10 protein-coding genes are annotated in these 15,961 nt (G+C 71.0%); 5 read left to right on the top strand and 5 right to left on the bottom strand.

All coding sequences use genetic code 11. From position 1 onward, the window contains the following. Positions 1–21 precede the first annotated feature (21 nt). Complete coding sequence (locus ABIB42_RS12325) at positions 22–2,712, bottom strand: bifunctional acetate--CoA ligase family protein/GNAT family N-acetyltransferase (RefSeq protein ID WP_071363185.1); 2,691 nt, start codon at positions 2,710–2,712, stop codon at positions 22–24. Positions 2,713–2,826: 114 nt separating this feature from the next. On the opposite strand from ABIB42_RS12325, the gene ABIB42_RS12320 reads away from it, so the two are divergent. From ABIB42_RS12320 to ABIB42_RS12305, 4 genes are read left to right on the top strand one after another with little or no spacing between them, the layout of a single operon-like run. Further along, positions 2,827–3,228, top strand: a complete 402-nt coding sequence (locus ABIB42_RS12320; RefSeq protein ID WP_051205159.1) for a DUF2946 family protein — start codon at positions 2,827–2,829, stop codon at positions 3,226–3,228. 56 nt (positions 3,229–3,284) lie between these two features. Continuing rightward, positions 3,285–3,635 (top strand): hypothetical protein, encoded by a 351-nt coding sequence (locus tag ABIB42_RS12315; RefSeq protein WP_005669930.1) that lies wholly within the window; start codon positions 3,285–3,287, stop codon positions 3,633–3,635. Then, positions 3,635–5,050, top strand: coding sequence for a TolC family protein (locus ABIB42_RS12310; RefSeq protein WP_219863720.1), 1,416 nt, complete (start codon positions 3,635–3,637; stop codon positions 5,048–5,050). The genes ABIB42_RS12315 and ABIB42_RS12310 overlap by 1 nt, the downstream gene beginning before the upstream one ends. Next, complete coding sequence (locus ABIB42_RS12305) at positions 5,047–6,435, top strand: multicopper oxidase family protein (RefSeq protein ID WP_005669928.1); 1,389 nt, start codon at positions 5,047–5,049, stop codon at positions 6,433–6,435. Before ABIB42_RS12310 ends, ABIB42_RS12305 begins: the two co-directional genes overlap by 4 nt. Here ABIB42_RS12305 and ABIB42_RS12300 read toward each other — a convergent pair. Further along, a complete protein-coding gene (locus ABIB42_RS12300) occupies positions 6,429–9,215 on the bottom strand; it encodes a PAS domain S-box protein (protein WP_219863718.1) in 2,787 nt (928 codons plus the stop codon). The genes ABIB42_RS12305 and ABIB42_RS12300 overlap by 7 nt on opposite strands. Positions 9,216–9,378: 163 nt before the next feature. Continuing rightward, positions 9,379–11,874: a heavy metal translocating P-type ATPase gene (locus tag ABIB42_RS12295; RefSeq protein WP_370661999.1), complete on the bottom strand. Its 2,496-nt coding sequence runs from the start codon at positions 11,872–11,874 to the stop codon at positions 9,379–9,381. 204 nt (positions 11,875–12,078) lie between these two features. Here ABIB42_RS12295 and ABIB42_RS12290 point away from each other — a divergent pair, with 204 nt between their 5' ends. Further along, positions 12,079–13,548, top strand: coding sequence for an aryl-sulfate sulfotransferase (locus ABIB42_RS12290; RefSeq protein WP_219863714.1), 1,470 nt, complete (start codon positions 12,079–12,081; stop codon positions 13,546–13,548). Positions 13,549–13,592: 44 nt separating this feature from the next. Here the strand turns inward: ABIB42_RS12290 and ABIB42_RS12285 are convergent, their stop codons facing one another. Continuing rightward, complete coding sequence (locus ABIB42_RS12285) at positions 13,593–13,919, bottom strand: hypothetical protein (RefSeq protein ID WP_312487274.1); 327 nt, start codon at positions 13,917–13,919, stop codon at positions 13,593–13,595. 84 nt (positions 13,920–14,003) lie between these two features. After that, positions 14,004–15,878 carry a PAS domain S-box protein gene (locus tag ABIB42_RS12280; RefSeq protein WP_429248409.1) on the bottom strand — a complete coding sequence of 625 codons (1,875 nt, stop codon included), beginning with the start codon at positions 15,876–15,878 and terminating at the stop codon, positions 14,004–14,006. Positions 15,879–15,961 lie beyond the last annotated feature (83 nt).

The following is a 15,961-nucleotide window of genomic DNA, read 5'->3' as shown; positions in this document are numbered from 1 at the left end:
GTCACGAAACGCCGGAAAACCCTAACGTAATGCAAGCCGCATTTTACGGATGCCCTCTTCGCCGTCGATCGTCACCTCGAAACCCAGCTTTTTGACCATGGCGACGATGCGCGAGTTCTGCGGCAGCGCCTCGCCCACGATCTCGCCGGTGCCGCGCGCGCGGCAGTAGCCGATCAGCTTTTCCATCATGATCCGCCCCAGCCCCATGCCCTTCAGGTCGGAGCGCACGGTGACGGCGAATTCGGCGCTGGTGTTGTCGGGGTCGGCCACCACGCGGCCCACCGCCAGCGTCTCGTTCACGCCGTCGGCATTCTTGCGGGTGGCGATGAAGGCCATCTCGCGGTCATAGTCGATCTGGGTGAAGCGCGCCAGCTGCGAGGGTTGCAGCTCCCGGATGCGCACGAACATGCGGTAGCGGATGTCGTCCGGCGTGAGCGCGTCGAAGAACGCCAGGTGGGCCGGACCGTCCTCCGGACGGATCGGGCGCAGCAACAGCGGCGCGCCATGCCAGTCGATGGTCTCTTCGAGCTCGCGCGGATAGGGACGGATCGCCAGGCGGTCGAGCGTGCTGCCCGAGCGGTCGGCCAGCGCCAGGCGCATCCGCGCGTCGAGCACCGTCGCGCCACGGCTGTCGGCCAGCAGCGGGTTGATGTCGAGTTCGACGATCTCGGGGATGTCGGAGACCAGGCGCGAGACCTGGATCAGCACCGCCAGGATCGCGTCCAGGTTGGCCGGCGGACGGTTGCGGTAGCCGGCCAGCAGGCGCGCCACCCGCGTGCGGTCGACCAGGTCGCGCGCCAGCACCAGGTTCAGCGGCGGCAGGGACACCGAATGGTCGTCGGTGACCTCCACCGCCACCCCGCCCTGGCCGAACACCAGCACCGGCCCGAACACCGGATCGGTGGCGGCGCCGACGATCAGTTCGTGGCCGTTGGCGCGCCGGCACATGGCCTGCACCGAAAAGCCGTCGAAGCGCGCCTGCGGGAACAATTCGTCCAGGCGCTTGCGCATCCGCTGGGCGCTGGCGCGCACCGCGTCGTCGGAATCGAGGTCGAGCGTCACGCCGCCGAAGTCCGACTTGTGCATCACGTCGGGGGTCAGTATCTTGACCGCGACCGGATAGCCGATGGCGCGCGCCGCCGCCACCGCGGCCTCGACGTCGGGCGCGGCGCGGGTCTCGACCAGGGCCAGGCCATAGGCGCGCAGGATGGCCTTGGTCTCGGGATCGGACAGCAGCAGGCGTTTGTTGGCGATCGCCTCGCGCACCAGCGCCCGCGCCGCGCTGCGGTCGGGCGCCATGTGGCCGACCATCGAGGGCGGCACTTCCATCAGGAGGTTCTGGTTGCGGCGGTAGTTCACCAGTTGCAGGAAGCCGGCCACGCCGTCTTCGGGAGTGCGGAAGGTCGGCATGCGCGCGCTGGCGGCGATGGTGCGCGCCTCGAGCACCGAGGCGCCGCCGAGCCAGCACGACAGGATCGGGCGCGAGGCGGCGCGCGCCAGCGGCGCGATGGCGTTCGCCACTTCGCGGCTGTCGACGGTGGCGGTCGGCGAATGCACCACCAGCACGGCGTCGACCTGCGGATCCTTGAGCAGGATCTCGAGCGCGGCCGCATAGCGTTCGGGCGGCGCGCCGCCCAGCAGGTTGACCGGCAGGTTGGCCGCGCCTGCGCTGGCCGCACCCGGCAGCAGCGCGTCGAGCCGGGCGACCGAGTCGGGCGACAGCATGGCGGCAGTGCCCCGGCCATGGCGCAGCGCGTCGCGCGCCAGCACGCCGGGACCCGCGCCGTTGCTGACGATGGCCAGCCGCTCGCCATGCAGCGGGCGGGCATAGGCCAGGGTCTCGACCGCCGCGAACAGCTGCTCGGTGGTGTGTACCCGCAGCATGCCGGCGCGCCGCACCGCGGCGTCGAACACATCGTCCTCGCTGGCCAGGGCCCCGCTCTCGCTGGCCACCGCGCGCACGCCGTCGTCGAGGGCGCGCGACTTGAGCACCAGCACCGGCTTGCTGCGCGCCGCGGCGCGCGCGGCCGACATGAACTTGCGCGCGTAGCGCAGCTGGTCGACATACAGCAGGATGGCGCCCGCGTGGCCGTCGCTGGCCAGGTAATCCAGCACGTCGCCCAGGTCGACGTCGCTCGAGTCGCCCAGCGAGATGAAGTGAGAGAAGCCGATGCCGCGCGTGCGCGCCCAGTCCAGCACGCCGGTCATGAGGGAACCGGATTGCGAGACGAAGGCGATCCGCCCCGGCAGCGCCCCGCTGTGGGCCACGCTGGCGTTCAGGCCGAGGCCGGGCGCCAGCAGGCCGGCGCTGTTCGGCCCGAGCAGGCGCAGCAGATAGGGATGGGCCGCATCGAGCGCGGCCTGGCGCAGGCTGCGCCCGCGGCCATCGCGCGCCCTGGCCATGCCGCTGCTGAGCACCACGGCCGCGCGCGTGCCGCGCTCGCCCAGCTGGCGCACCAGCTGCGGCACGGTCGCCGGCGGCGTGCAGATCACGGCCAGCTCGGGCGCCTCGGGCAGGTCGGCCACGCTGTCGTAGCAGGGCAGCTCGCCGACCTGCTCGTACTTCGGGTTGACCGCGTACAACTTGCCCTTGAAGCCGCCGCCCAGCAGGTTCTCGAGCAAGGTCGTGCCCATGCTGCCGGGACGCTCGGAGGCGCCGATCAGGGCCACCGATTTCGGCGCGAACAGGTAGTGCAGGTTGCGGACGCTCATTGATGGGGCCTTTCCAGCGGCAAGTAGTGACTCATCGTATCAAACGCCGTGACCCGACGGCGCGTCGAAGCCGGGGCTTGCCGCCCGGGGCGCCGGGCGTGCTAGAATCGCCGCGTGAAATATTCCGTCCGTCTCCTGTTCGTATGGCTGATGCTGCTGGCGATCCCGTTCCAGGGAATCGCTTCGGCCGCCATGCTCGCGTGCGCGCATGATGCGCCGCAAGGGACGCAGCAGGCCGCGCATGCGACGCCTCACCACGATGCCGCAAGCAGCCCTTGCCACGAGACGCAGAAGATGCGCGACGGGGCATCCGACCTTGCCCAGGATACGCACGATCACGATGGCAATTGCAGCGCCTGCACCGTATGCTGCATGGGCGCCGCCATGGCGCCCGCGGCAAGCCTCGACCCGCCGGCGCCATCGCTGGCCAAAGCCCTGCTCGTGGCCGCGACCGGCCGCCTTGCCGCGGTCGACCTCGCTCTGCCCGAACGACCGCCCCGCTTCCCGCTCGCCTGATTTCGCCCGCCGCGCGCACCGCGCGGTCCGACGCATTTCATCCGAACGAGGACACCATGTTTACCCACACCGCCGCGCCATGGCGCGCGGCCGCCCTGCTGAGCGCCATGCTTGCGGCCATGCCCGCCGTCGCCCAGCACACCGCCGACAATCCCGCCGCCGGCGTTCCCGAGACGCGCTACCAGAGCGCCCACGTCCAGCGCCCGCCCGTCGCCGCCGCGACCACGCCGGACCGCAACTGGCAGGAAAGCAACCGCATCGTGGCCAGCCAGCCGGCGCATGCCCATGACGCCACACATGCCGACCATGCCGACCATTCGGCGCATGCCGGCCACGCCAAGCCTGCGCAGAAGGAACAACCGAAGGCCGACCACCAGGGCCACCACGGGCATGGAGAACACCACTGATGGCCGCCCCGATGATGACGCGCAGCGCGCTGGCCGCGGCTGCCGCCCTGCTGCTGGCCGGCTGCGCCAGCACCGATCCTGAAGCCGCATTCCGTGTCAGCGCCGACGAGGCGCGCGAGCGCACCGGCGTCGAGGCGCGCCTGCTGAGAAGCGACGACGACCGGCGCGCGCTGGCGCGTGAAATCGACGCCCTGCTCAGGGAGCCCCTCGGCCTGGACGCCGCCGTGCGCATCGCCGTCCTGAATCACCCCGGCCTGCAGGCGAGCTACTGGGACGCCGGCATCGCCCAGGCCGACCTGGCCCAGGCCGCGCGCCTGCGCAATCCCTCGTTCGGGTTCTCGCGCATGGATGGCGGCGGCAGCCGCGAGATCGAGCGCGGCGTGTCGCTCGACCTGGCGGGCCTGCTCACCATGCCGCTGCGCCAGCGCATGGCCGAGCGGCGCCACCAGGAGACCACCCTGCAGGTGGCCGCCGCCATCGAGCGCCACGCGATCGCCACCCGGCGCGCCTGGATCGAGGCCGTGGCCGCCGGCCAGGCGCTCGAGTACGCGCGCCAGGTCGCCGCGGCCGCCGACGCCTCGAGCGAACTGATGGAACGCATGACCCTGGCCGGCAATGCCAGCGCGCTCGACCTGGCGCGCGAATCGGCCTTCCATGCCGAAGCCGGCGCCGCCGTGCTGCGCGCCGGCCGCGCGCGCGACGCCGCGCGTGAACACCTGACGCGCCAGCTCGGCCTGTGGGGCGTTCATGCCGGCTATGCGCTGCCGGAACGCCTGCCCGAACTGCCCGCCCGGCCGGTGGAACTGGCCGGCATCGAGCGCCTGGCGCTGGAACGGCGGCTCGACGTGCGCGCCGCGCGCGCCGCCGCCGCCGGCACCGCCGCCGACCTGGGCCTGACGCGCGCCACGCGCATGGTCAACGTGCTCGACCTGGGCTATGCCAGCAAGAGCGAGACCGGCGAAGCGCGCAGCGAAGGCTATGACATCTCGCTCGAACTGCCGCTGTTCGACTGGGGCGGCGCCCGCGTGGCGCGCGCGCAGAGCGTGTACATGCAGGCGCTCGGGCGGGTCGCCGAGACCGCCGTGAATGCGCGCAGCGAAGCGCGCGCCGCTTACCTGGGCTACCGCGCCAGCCATGACGTGGCGCGCCACTACCGCGACCAGGTGATCCCGCTGCGCCAGAAAATCGCAGGCGAGACCCTGCTGCGCTACAACGGCATGCTGGCCAGTCCCTTCGAGCTGCTGGCCGATGCGCGCGAGCAGGCGGCGGCGGTGCACGCCACCATCGACGCCCTCAAGGATTTCTGGCTGGCCGAGGCCGACCTCGAAGCCGCGCTGGGAGGACGCCTGCCCGCCCCCGCCTCCGCCCCAGCTACCAAGCACGGCCACGCACACGACCACAAGGAAGCACAATGACCAATCGCAGATCGTTCCTGACCGGCGCCGGCGTGACCATGCTCGGCGCCTCGCTGGTGAGCCGCGCCGGCGCCGCCGCGCTGCCCGAAGCCCCCGTCCACACCTCCGCCGCCACCGCGGCCCCGCTGGCGCCGCCGGGCGGGCGTCCCTACAACCCGGTCGTGACCCTCAACGGCTGGACCCTGCCCTGGCGCATGAAGGACGGCGTCAAGGAATTCCACCTGGTGGCCGAACCCGTGGTGCGCGAGCTGGCGCCCGGCATGCAGGCCAATCTGTGGGGCTATAACGGGCAGAGCCCCGGCCCCACGATCGAGGTGGTGGAAGGCGACCGGGTGCGCATTTTCGTGACCAACAAGCTGCCCGAGCACACCAGCGTGCACTGGCACGGCCAGTTGCTGCCGTGCGGGATGGACGGCGTCACCGGCCTCACGCAGCCCGGCATCCAGCCAGGTAAAACCTTCGTCTACGAATTCGTGGCGCGCCACGCCGGCACCTTCATGTACCACCCGCACGCCGACGAGATGCAGCAGATGGCGATGGGCATGATGGGCTTCTGGGTCACGCACCCGAAGAATCCGCGCCAGCACGCCGTCGACCGCGATTACGTGATGCTGCTGTCGTCCTACGACATCGAGCCGGGCAGCTACACCCCGCGCACCAATACCATGCTCGACTTCAACCTGTGGACCATCAACAGCCGCGTGTTCCCGGGCCTGGATCCGATGGTCGCACGGCTGAACGACAAGGTGCGCATCCGGGTCGGCAACCTGACCATGACCAACCACCCGATCCACCTGCACGGCCACCGCTTCGAAGTGGCCGGCACCGACGGCGGCTGGGTGCCGAAGTCGGCGCGCTGGCCGGAGGTGACCACCGACGTCGCCGTGGGCCAGATGCGGGCGATCGAGTTCGTGGCCGACGCGCCCGGCGACTGGGCCTTCCACTGCCATAAATCGCACCACACGATGAACGCGATGGGGCATGACGTGCCGACCCTGATCGGGGTCGACCACCGCGGCGTGGCCGAGAAGATCAACAAGCTGGTGCCGGGCTATATGGTCATGGGCGACAAGGGCGGCTCGATGGGCGACATGAAGATGGCGCTGCCGCACAACACGCTGCCGATGATGAGCGGCGACGGCCCCTTCGGCAACCTGGAGATGGGCGGCATGTTCACGGTGCTGAAGGTACGCGAAGGCTTGCAGCGCGGCGACTACCGCGATCCCGGCTGGTACAGCCATCCCGCCGGCAGCGTCGCGCGCGAATGGACCGGCGACGTGCCGGCGCCCGCCAGCGCACCGGCGGCCACCCCTGCGGCGCCGGCCGGCCCGGCACTCAACGCGCGCAAGCCGGGCCCGAAGGACCACGGCGGCCACCATCACTGAGCGCGCGGCTGCTCCTGCGCCACCTTGCGCAGCAGCTCGAGCAGCTGCTGCGGCGCGACCGGCTTGGTGCAGTGCTGGTCGAAGCCGGACGCCAGCGAAGCAGCGCGGTCTTCCTGCCGGCCGCGTCCCGTGACCGCGACCAGGTAGGGCCGCGGACGCCTGGCCGACAGGATGGCCGCCACTTCGAGTCCGCTCATCTCGGGCATGCCCAGGTCGAGCACGGCGATGTCGGCGCCCTGTTCGTTATACAGTCGCAGCGCCTGGGCGCCGTCGTGCGCCACCGTCACGCTCGCGCCTTCGGAGCGCAGCAGCCAGCACAGCGACTCGGCGGCATCGAGGTTGTCGTCGGCCACCAGGATGCGCTTGCCGACGACGGCGCCGCCGGCCGCCTGGCCTTCGGCCTGGGCCTCGGGCGCGGCCGCCTCGCACAGCGGCAGGCGCACGATGAAGGTGGCGCCCTGTCCCGGCCCCTCGCTGTCGGCGTGGATGCTGCCGCCATGCAGCTCGACGAAACCCTTGGCCAGCGACAGCCCGATCCCCAGGCCGCCCTGGGCCAGGTGGCGCGCGCTGCTGACCTGCACGAAGGCATCGAACACGCGCTCGATCATGCCGCGATCCAGGCCGACCCCATTGTCGGCCACCCACGCCACCGCCTCGCCGTTCTCCGAGCGCAGCCCGATCTCGAGCGCCCCGCCGGGCGGCGTGTACTTGGCCGCATTGTTGATCAGGTTCGCGAACACCTGGGTCAGGCGCAGCGCGTCGGCCTCGACCCACAGGGGTTCGTCGACCAGCCTGAGCGCCACCTGGTGACGCCCGCTCTCGATCAGCGGCATGCTGGCCTGCAGGGCGTCGCGGATCAGGCGTCCCAGTTCGACCCGCGCGCGCCGCAGCTCGATCTTGCCGCGCCCGATGCGCGAGACGTCCAGCAGGTCGTCCAGCAGGCGCGCCATCTGGGCCGCCTGGCGCCCGACCATGGAGGCGATCCACTCGATGCGCTCGGGCGGCAATGACTTGACGCGCAGGAGCGAGGCCGCGTTGGCGATCGGCGCCAGCGGGTTGCGCAGTTCGTGCGCCAGCGTGGCGATGTACACGTCCTTGCGCTGGTCGGCTTCGCGCAGGCCATCCATCGCCTGTTCGCGCTCGGTCACGTCCAGCACCAGCGAGAACACGGTCAGGATGTCGCCGGCCTCGTCGACCAGCACCGAGTTGTACCATTCGCAGCACAGCACGCGGCCGTCGCGGGTGCGGTTGCGGTTGCTCGATTTGGCGTGGCGGGTGGGCGAATCGAGCAGGCGCCGGATCATTGCCCCGACCTGGTCGGCGTCGCCCTCGTGGATCAGCGGCAGCGCATCGATGCGCTCGCCGATCACTTCGTGCTGGCGCCAGCCGAACAGCTCTTCGGCGCGCCCGTTCCACAGGGTGACGACCAGCTCGCGGTTCCATTCGATCACGGCCAGCGGCGTATGTTGAATCAGGTAGCGCGTCTGGTCCAGCGCACGCGCCAGGGCCGCGCTGGCCTCGGTGCGCTCGGTGATGTCGTCCACCACGATCACCGCCGCCGCCAGTTCGACCGCGCCGTCGCGCAGCGGCGCGCCGCTCACCGTGTAGGCGCGCCGTACGCCGTTGCGCTCGCTTTCCAGCAAGGCCTCGCGAAAGGTCTCGCCGCCGATCGCACGCGCCACCGGATCGCGGATCAGCTCCAGCATGGCTGTCATGCCGGCTTGCGCCACGGATGGCGCCACGGATTGCGCCACATCCTGCGCGCCATCGGCGTCCCCGGGCTGGAAGCAGGCCGCCATCCGGCCGGCCTGGTCGTTGGCCATCACGCAGCGCCCCGCCGCGTCGACGATCAGCACCCCGTCCGGCAACTGCCGCAGCACCGTCCCCAGCAGGCTCTGCCATTGGGCATGGGCGCGGGTTTCCATCATTTCCTGGAAAGTCGCGTGCAGGCGCGCGTGCAGCGCGATATTGTCGATCGCCAGCGCGCCCAGCACGAACAGCGCGGCGGCCAGGCCGTACAGGCGGCCGGCATAGAAGCCCAGGTCGAACATGCCGCCATTGAGCACGCACGACAGCGCCACCTCGAACACCCAGGCCGCCAGCGCCACCGCCAGCCAGGCATCGAGCACGGTGCGCGGGTGCTTGCGCACGATGGCCCACAAGACCCCGACCGACAGCGCCAGCACCGCCCCCGCGATCCAGTGGTACAGCGGCAGCGTGCGGGTTCCCGCCATCACCGGCGGCAGCCAGGCCGCGCCCGAGGTCGACAACAGCACCAGCAGCGCCGCGACCAGCACGATCAGCAAGGCGCCGAAGCGCATGAAGTGCGGCGGCAACGGCGCCGCGTGGGTGCTGCGGGTATAGCCGAGCACGAACAGCGGGAACAGCGCATGCCAGGCGATGTGCAGCCAGGGCGTGGTCTGGTTGTTCCCGCCGAGCACGCCCTGGTCGGCGAACAGGCCAGGAAAGGTCAGCAGGTGGGCGCTGGCGATCAGCGCCGTGAGCAGATACCCCAGCACCAGGATGCCGAGCGCGCGCGAGCGTCCCGTGTGCACGTGACCCAGCAGCAGGATGCCGGTGAGCAGATTGGCGCCGATCAGCACCGCGCCGTAGAGGGGAATGAATTCCGGCGCCCGCGCCAGCGGCACCCCGGCGGCCGGCGCCAGCAGCGCGAAGGCCAGCGCCAGGCAAGCCAGCACCCATACCACGTGGCGCAACTGGGCGCCGCTCGGAGGATGCCTTGCCAGATCCGTCGGTTCCGCCAGAACGCCGTGTCGCATAGATGTCCCCGTGCAGGATCCGGCGGGGCAGCAGGGGTTTGCGGCTGTCCGGGCGGCGCCTGGTGTTATTGTCGTTTCAATAAAATATAACGCAATTCCCACTGCATAGGGGGCAGATTCAATATCTAATCGTCCACATTTGATACTGCGTGGCGAAAAAGCCCTAGGCCGGGGCGCGCGCGGTGACCGGATAGCCGGCGCCGTCGATGGCGGCCACGATGCGGTCGAGGTCGGCGTGGCTGTCGATCCGCACGCTGGCCTTGTCGAGGTCGATCGCGACCTTGGCGTCGGCGTCGACCGCCTGCACCGATTTGGTGACGCGGCCCACGCAGTGATTGCAGCTCATGCCTTCCACGGTCAGTTCATACATGCTGTGTTCTCCTGTCGGATGGGACATCGATGTCCCGGTGGTTGAAAAGGGTTCGGATGCGGATACGGTGGCAGCCTCGGGCGTCGCGGCGGCCGGCGCCGGCGCCCAGCGCCGCAGCAGCAGCGCGTTGGCGACCACGCTGACCGAGCTGAGCGCCATCGCGGCGCCGGCCAGCACCGGATCGAGCAGCCCGAAGGCCGCCAGCGGCAGGCCGATCACGTTATAGATGAAAGCCCAGCCCAGGTTCTGGCGGATCTTGCGGTAGGTGCGGCGCGACACCGCGATGGCGTCGGCCACCAGCCGCGGATCGCCGCGCATCAGGGTCACGCCGGCGCTGTGCATGGCGACATCGGTGCCGGTCGCCATCGCCATGCCGACGTCGGCCGCCGCCAGGGCCGGCGCGTCGTTGATGCCGTCACCGACCATCGCGACCTTGCGCCCGCCCTGGCGCAGGCTGGCGACCACCTGCGCCTTGTCCGCGGGCAGCACCTCGGCATGCACGCGCGCGATGCCGAGCGCCTGCGCCACCGTGCGCGCGGCGCCGGGGCTGTCGCCGCTGAGCAGGACCGGCTCGATGCCGGCTGCCTTCAGGCGCGCGACGGCGCTTGATGCGCCCGGCTTGATGCGGTCGCCGAAGGCGAGCAGGCCCAGCACCCGCACCCGGCCGTCGCGGCGCTCGGCCAGCCACGACACGGTGCGTCCGGCCGCTTCATGGCCCTCGGCGCCGGTCGCCGGCACGCCGAGATCGATCATCAGGCGCCGGTTGCCGAGCACGATGGTGGCGCCGTCGACCTCGGCCTCGACCCCACGACCCGGCAAGGCGCGCGCGGCGCGCGCCGCTGGCAGCGCCAGGCCCTGGCGCGCCGCCTCCTCGAGCACGGCGCCGGCCAGCGGATGCGAACTGCCCTGCTGCACGGCGGCGGCCAGCGCCAGCAGCCGCGCCGGCTCGCGGCCTTCGTGGGCCACCAGCTGCGGCCGGCCCTCGGTCAGGGTGCCGGTCTTGTCGAACACCACGACGTCCAGCGCATGCGCGGTCTCGAGCGCCTCGGCGTCCTTGATCAGGATGCCGTGGCGGGCGGCCGCGCCGGTGCCGACCATGACCGCGGTGGGCGTGGCCAGGCCCAGCGCGCACGGGCAGGCGATCACCAGCACCGCCACCGCATTGAGCAGCGCCGCCTGCCAGTCGCCGCCCGCCAGGCCCCAGCCCAGCAGGGTCGCCAGCGCGATCGCCAGCACGACCGGCACGAACACCGCGCTGACCCGGTCCACCAGGCGCTGGATCGGCGCCTTGACCGCCTGCGCATCCTCGACCATGCGGATGATCTGCGACAGCATCGTCGCCGCGCCGACCGCCGTCGCCTCGACCAGCAGCAGGCCGTCGGCATTGACGGCGCCGCCGGCCACCCGGTCGCCCGGCTCCTTCGCCACCGGCAGGCTCTCGCCGGTCAGCAGCGACTCGTCCAGGTGGCTGCGGCCGTCGACCACGACGCCGTCGGCCGGCACCCGCGCGCCGGGCTTGACCACCATCAGCTCGCCCACGCGCAGCGCGGCCAGCGCCACCAGCACGTCGTGGCCGTCGCGCCGCACCAGCGCCTCGGCGGGCCGCAGGCGGCCCAAGGCATCGAGCGCGGCCAGGGTCTGGCGCTTGGCGCGGCCTTCCAGCCACTTGCCCAGCAAGACCAGCGTGATCACGACCGCCGACGTTTCGAAATACAGGTGCGGTTCGGGATGGGCGCCGTGCGCGCCCGCGCCCAGCAGGAGGTAGACCGACAGGCCATAGGCGGCGCTGGTGCCGAGCGCCACCAGCAGGTCCATATTGCCGCTGCCGGCGCGCAGCGCCTTCCAGCCGGCGCGGTAGAAGCGTGCGCCGAGCCAGAACTGGACCGGCGTGGCCAGCGCCAGCTGCAGCCAGCCGGGCAGCGCCAGGCGATGACCGAACGCCGCGGCCAGCATCGGCAGCACCAGCGGCAGGCTCAGCAGCATGGCGGCGGCCACCGGCCACCAGGCCGGCAGCGTCGCGCCGGTTTCCTTGCGCCGCGCCGGGGCCGCGCCGGCGGCGTCCGGCAGTTCGAGCTCAGCCTCGTACCCGGCCGCGTGCACGGCCGCCATCAGGATCTCGGGCGCGGCCTGGCCCTGCACGCTGGCCTTCTCGGTGGCCAGGTTGACGCTGGCGCCGCTCACGCCCGGCACCGCGCGCAGCGCCTTCTCGACCCGCGCCACGCAAGAGGCGCAGGTCATGCCTTCGATGTTCAGGACAGTGTTGTTCATTTGCTTGTTCTTTGAATCCATACCAACAGCATAGTCCTTCCCACCATGGGAAGGTCAAGCGTTTGTTATTTAGTTCGCGCGAAGGGCTTGCGCCGGTCGCAGGCACGGGCCCGCCAAACGGAATACAAAGGAGCTGGGCCTCGTTTCGAGGATTCGGCACCGACCCGCGGAGGATCGATGAACGCGCTGATGAAGTCGCCAACCACGCTATTGCTCTGGATACTGATGACGGTCTTGTTGGCCGCCTGCGGCAGCGACGACGACCGGTCCCAGGCCGAACGCGCCGGCATCGGCGCCATCGACCAGGCCGCCGGGGCCACGCCTTTCGTCGCGCAGCTGAGCTATACGCTGGACAACTTCGCCCACCTCGACAGCGTGCGCTACACGATCGCCGGCCGCCCGGGCTCGCATTCGCTGCCGGTCGCGGTCACCTACGACCACGCCTGGCTCGGGCGGCGCGCGGCCTGGGACGCATCTGCCAGGCGCATCGCCTTCCCCGTCTTCGGCCTGTATGCCAGCCACCTCAACGAGCTCACGCTCACGACGCGCTTTCGCGATGGATCCACCCACGTGGCGCAAGTGGCGCTGGCCACCGGCCCCTACACCGGCCCGGCCACCGTCTACGCCACGCCCGAAGTGCGCACCGCGCGCGGGGCGGCTTCGCCCGGTGTCGAGTACATGCTGATCAAGAACGGCGTCACGATGCCGGTCATCCTCGACAGCGACGGCCAGATGCGCTGGGCCGGCGCCGCACCTGGCAGCTCGTTCTCCTCGCTGTTCGGCGACGACGCCTTCTATGTCGGCGACCAGGACGCCCCGCTGCTGCACCAGGTCGACGTCGATGGCAGCGTGCGCAGCAGCCGCCTCGACGACACGCGCTTCACCAACTTCCACCACGAACTGGCGCGCGGCAAGACCGGCTTCCTGGCCGAGCTCGACGCCCTGGTCGGCGGCGTGCAGCTGGTGGAGTCGATCCTGGCCGAGATCGACATCTCGGGGCGGGTGCTCAAGGAATGGGACCTGGGCCAGATCTTCCGCGCGGCGATGCGCGCCGGCGGCGACAATCCCGACAACTTCGTGCGCGACGGCATCGACTGGTTCCACATGAACTCGGCCATCTACGACGCCCACGACAATTCGCTACTGATCTCCAGCCGCGAGAACTTCGTCGTCAAGCTCGACTACGAGACGGGCGCCATCCGCTGGCTGCTGGGCGACACCAGCAAGCACTGGTACGTCAACTATCCGTCGCTGCGCGCGCTGGCCCTGCGCGTCACCGAAGGCAAGGCGCCGATCGGCCAGCATTCGCTGTCGGTCGCGCCGAACCGCGAGCTCATCATGTTCAACAACGGGCTGGCCAGCCTCAACCCGCCCCCGGGCGCGCCAGCGGGCGAAAACCGCAGCTACAGTACGCCGTCGCGCTACGCGATCGACGAAACGGCGCGCACTGCGCGCGAAGTCTGGACCTGGGATGGGGACCACAAACTCCTGTCGAACGTCTGCTCATCCGCCTACGAAGGCGCCGCCGGTCGCTACCTGATGGCCTACGCCGCGCTGGAGACGAACACGCTGGCGCGCTTGATCGCCGTCGACAGCGCCGGCCAGGTGGCCTTCGATTACGCCTACCCGACCACGGCCTGCAACACCGTCTTCATCGCCCAGCCCTTGCGCCTGGAAGACCTGCGCCTGCGCTGAGAGCCTGTTCCGGCAGGTGGGCGTCGCGCCTGGCGCGGCCGGCTTCAACTGCCGACGTTGAACAAGACGCCGACCGCGAGTTCGACCCACAGCGCGGCGAATACCAGCGCCACCGCACCGACGACGGCGAGCCGCCGCCAAGGCTGCCAGTGCGCCACCCGGCGCGCCGTGCGCAGGCAGGCCAGCCCCGCGCCCGCAAGCAACAGCGCGGCGGCGCCGAAATCACGGCCCGTCCAGGCGACTTCGCGCGTGAATTCCATGGCGACCAGCGGCGCCAGCAGGATCAACGCGGTCGCCAGGCCGACCCGCAGCAGGTCGATGCGCAGCGTGGCCTTGTGCGCGAGGGGCTTCTGTGAGCCAACGGTATGCATTTTGCTCTCCTGAATGAATCTGGTTGACAGCCTGCGCCCGGCAAAGACCCGGCGCCGGTCGGCGCGCATGGCATGTCGGCTATCCTAACCCTGTTGCGGCGCGGGCGGAAGCGGCAGGACGCAGCCGCGTCCCGATTTCTTGGCCTCGTACATCCAGTGGTCGGCTTCCTTGATCAATTCTTCCGGCGTGGGCGCCTGCCCCGGCGCCTGCACCGCGATCCCGATGCTGGCCCCGACCCGGACCGTCGCGCCGCACAGCTGCACGGGGAGGGAGACCGCCTCGACCAGCTTGCGGCCGACCCGGTGCGCATCGACCAGGCCACCGGCCAGGTCGGCGAGCAGCACCGTGAACTCGTCGCCCGCCAGTCGGAATACGCTGTCGGTGCGCCGCACCGCCTGGCGCAGGCGCTCGGCGATGGCCCGCAGCAAGGCGTCGCCGCCGTCGTGGCCGAGCTGGTCGTTGACCGCCTTGAAGCCGTCCAGGTCGATGAACAGCAGGCCGAGCCGGCCCTGGCCGCGGTCGGCGCGCGCCTGCGCCAGCGGCAGCGCCTCCATCAGCGCGCGCCGGTTCTGCAGGCCGGTCAGCAGGTCGTTCTCGTATTCGCGCTGGGCGTCGCGCTGCCTGCGCAGGGTGACGTCGTGCAGGAAGGCGCTGAAGACGGGTTCGCCGCGCACCTCGTGGCGGCGGATGCGCACCTCGACCGTGAGCCGGCTGCCGTCGCGCCGCAGCGCCGGCAGCTCGACCCGGCGGTCGAGGATGCGCGAGGTGCCGGTGCGCAGGTAGAGCTGCATGCCGTCGCGGTGGGCGCCGGACAGCTCGGCCGGGATGATCAGCGCCTCGAGCGGCCGGCCCAGCGCTTCCTTCGCGCTCCAGCCGAAGGTCTGCTCGGCCTGGCGGTTCCAGGCGGTGACCCGGCCTTTGCGGTCCAGGCTGATGTAGGCGTCGTTGGCGTTGTCGATCACGCTGCGCAGTTCTTCCTCGCGCTCGCCGAGCTCGCGCGTGCGCGCCTCGACCCGCCGCTCGAGATCGGCGTGCAGGCGCGCCAGTTCTTCTTCCGCCAGCTTTTGCGCGTGGATGTCCTTGATCACCGACACATCGTATTCGGGACGCCCGGCGGGGTCGCGCTTGCGCTTGACGTCGACCTCGACCCACACCGGCGAACCGTCCCTGCGCAGGTAGCGCTTCTGGCGCCGCAGCGCGTCGATCTCGCCCCGTGCCAGACGCCCCATCAGGGCCGCGTCTTCGGCGCGGTCGTCCTCGTGGGTGACGTCGGCGAAACCGCGTCCCTGCAGCTCGTCGGCCGTATAGCCGAGCAGCTCGCTCAGCGCCCGGTTGATGCTGATCCAGCGCCCGTCCGGCGTCGTCAGCGCGATGCCGACGCTGGCGATCTCGAACACGGCGCGAAAGCGGGCCTCGCTCGCGTCCAGCACCGCGTCGCTGTGCTGCAGCCGCGAGCGCGCCGCCGCCAGCCGCTCGCGGTACTGCACCTCGCGCATGATGATGGCGGCCAGGTCGACCAGCACCGCCTTCTGCTCGGCGTCGAGCTGGCGCGGCACGACATCGATCGCGCACAGGGCGCCCAGCGCCGGCCCGGCGCTCGAACGCACCGGCACGCCGGCGTAGAAGCGGATGGCGGGCGCCCCGGCGACCAGCGGATTGTCGGCGAAGCGCGGGTCGTGGCGCGCAACCGGCACCACCAGCGGCTCGTCCTGCAGGAGCGTGTGGGCGCAGAAGGCATCCGCGCGCTGCGTTTCGCCGGCCTCGATGCCCACCCGCGACTTGAACCACTGGCGCTCGGCGTCGATCAGCGAGAACGCCGCCATCGGCACCTCCAGCAGGCGGCTGGCCAGACGGACCACCCGGTCGAAGACGAGCTCGGCCGGCGTGTCCAGCAGGTCGAGCTCGCGCAGCAGCGCGAGACGCTCGTGTTCATCGGGAGGCGGGGCGGCTGCAATCATGGCTCAAGAAAGAATCATCTCCAGGTCGCTCGCCGAATGGCCGTACCTTACTGTAGCAGAGCAGACACCCGATCCCCCGCACA

Source organism: Massilia sp. UYP32 (assembly GCF_050434365.1).
GTDB lineage: Bacteria > Pseudomonadota > Gammaproteobacteria > Burkholderiales > Burkholderiaceae_D > Telluria > Telluria timonae.
This window is presented reverse-complemented; position numbering and strand designations above follow the sequence as displayed.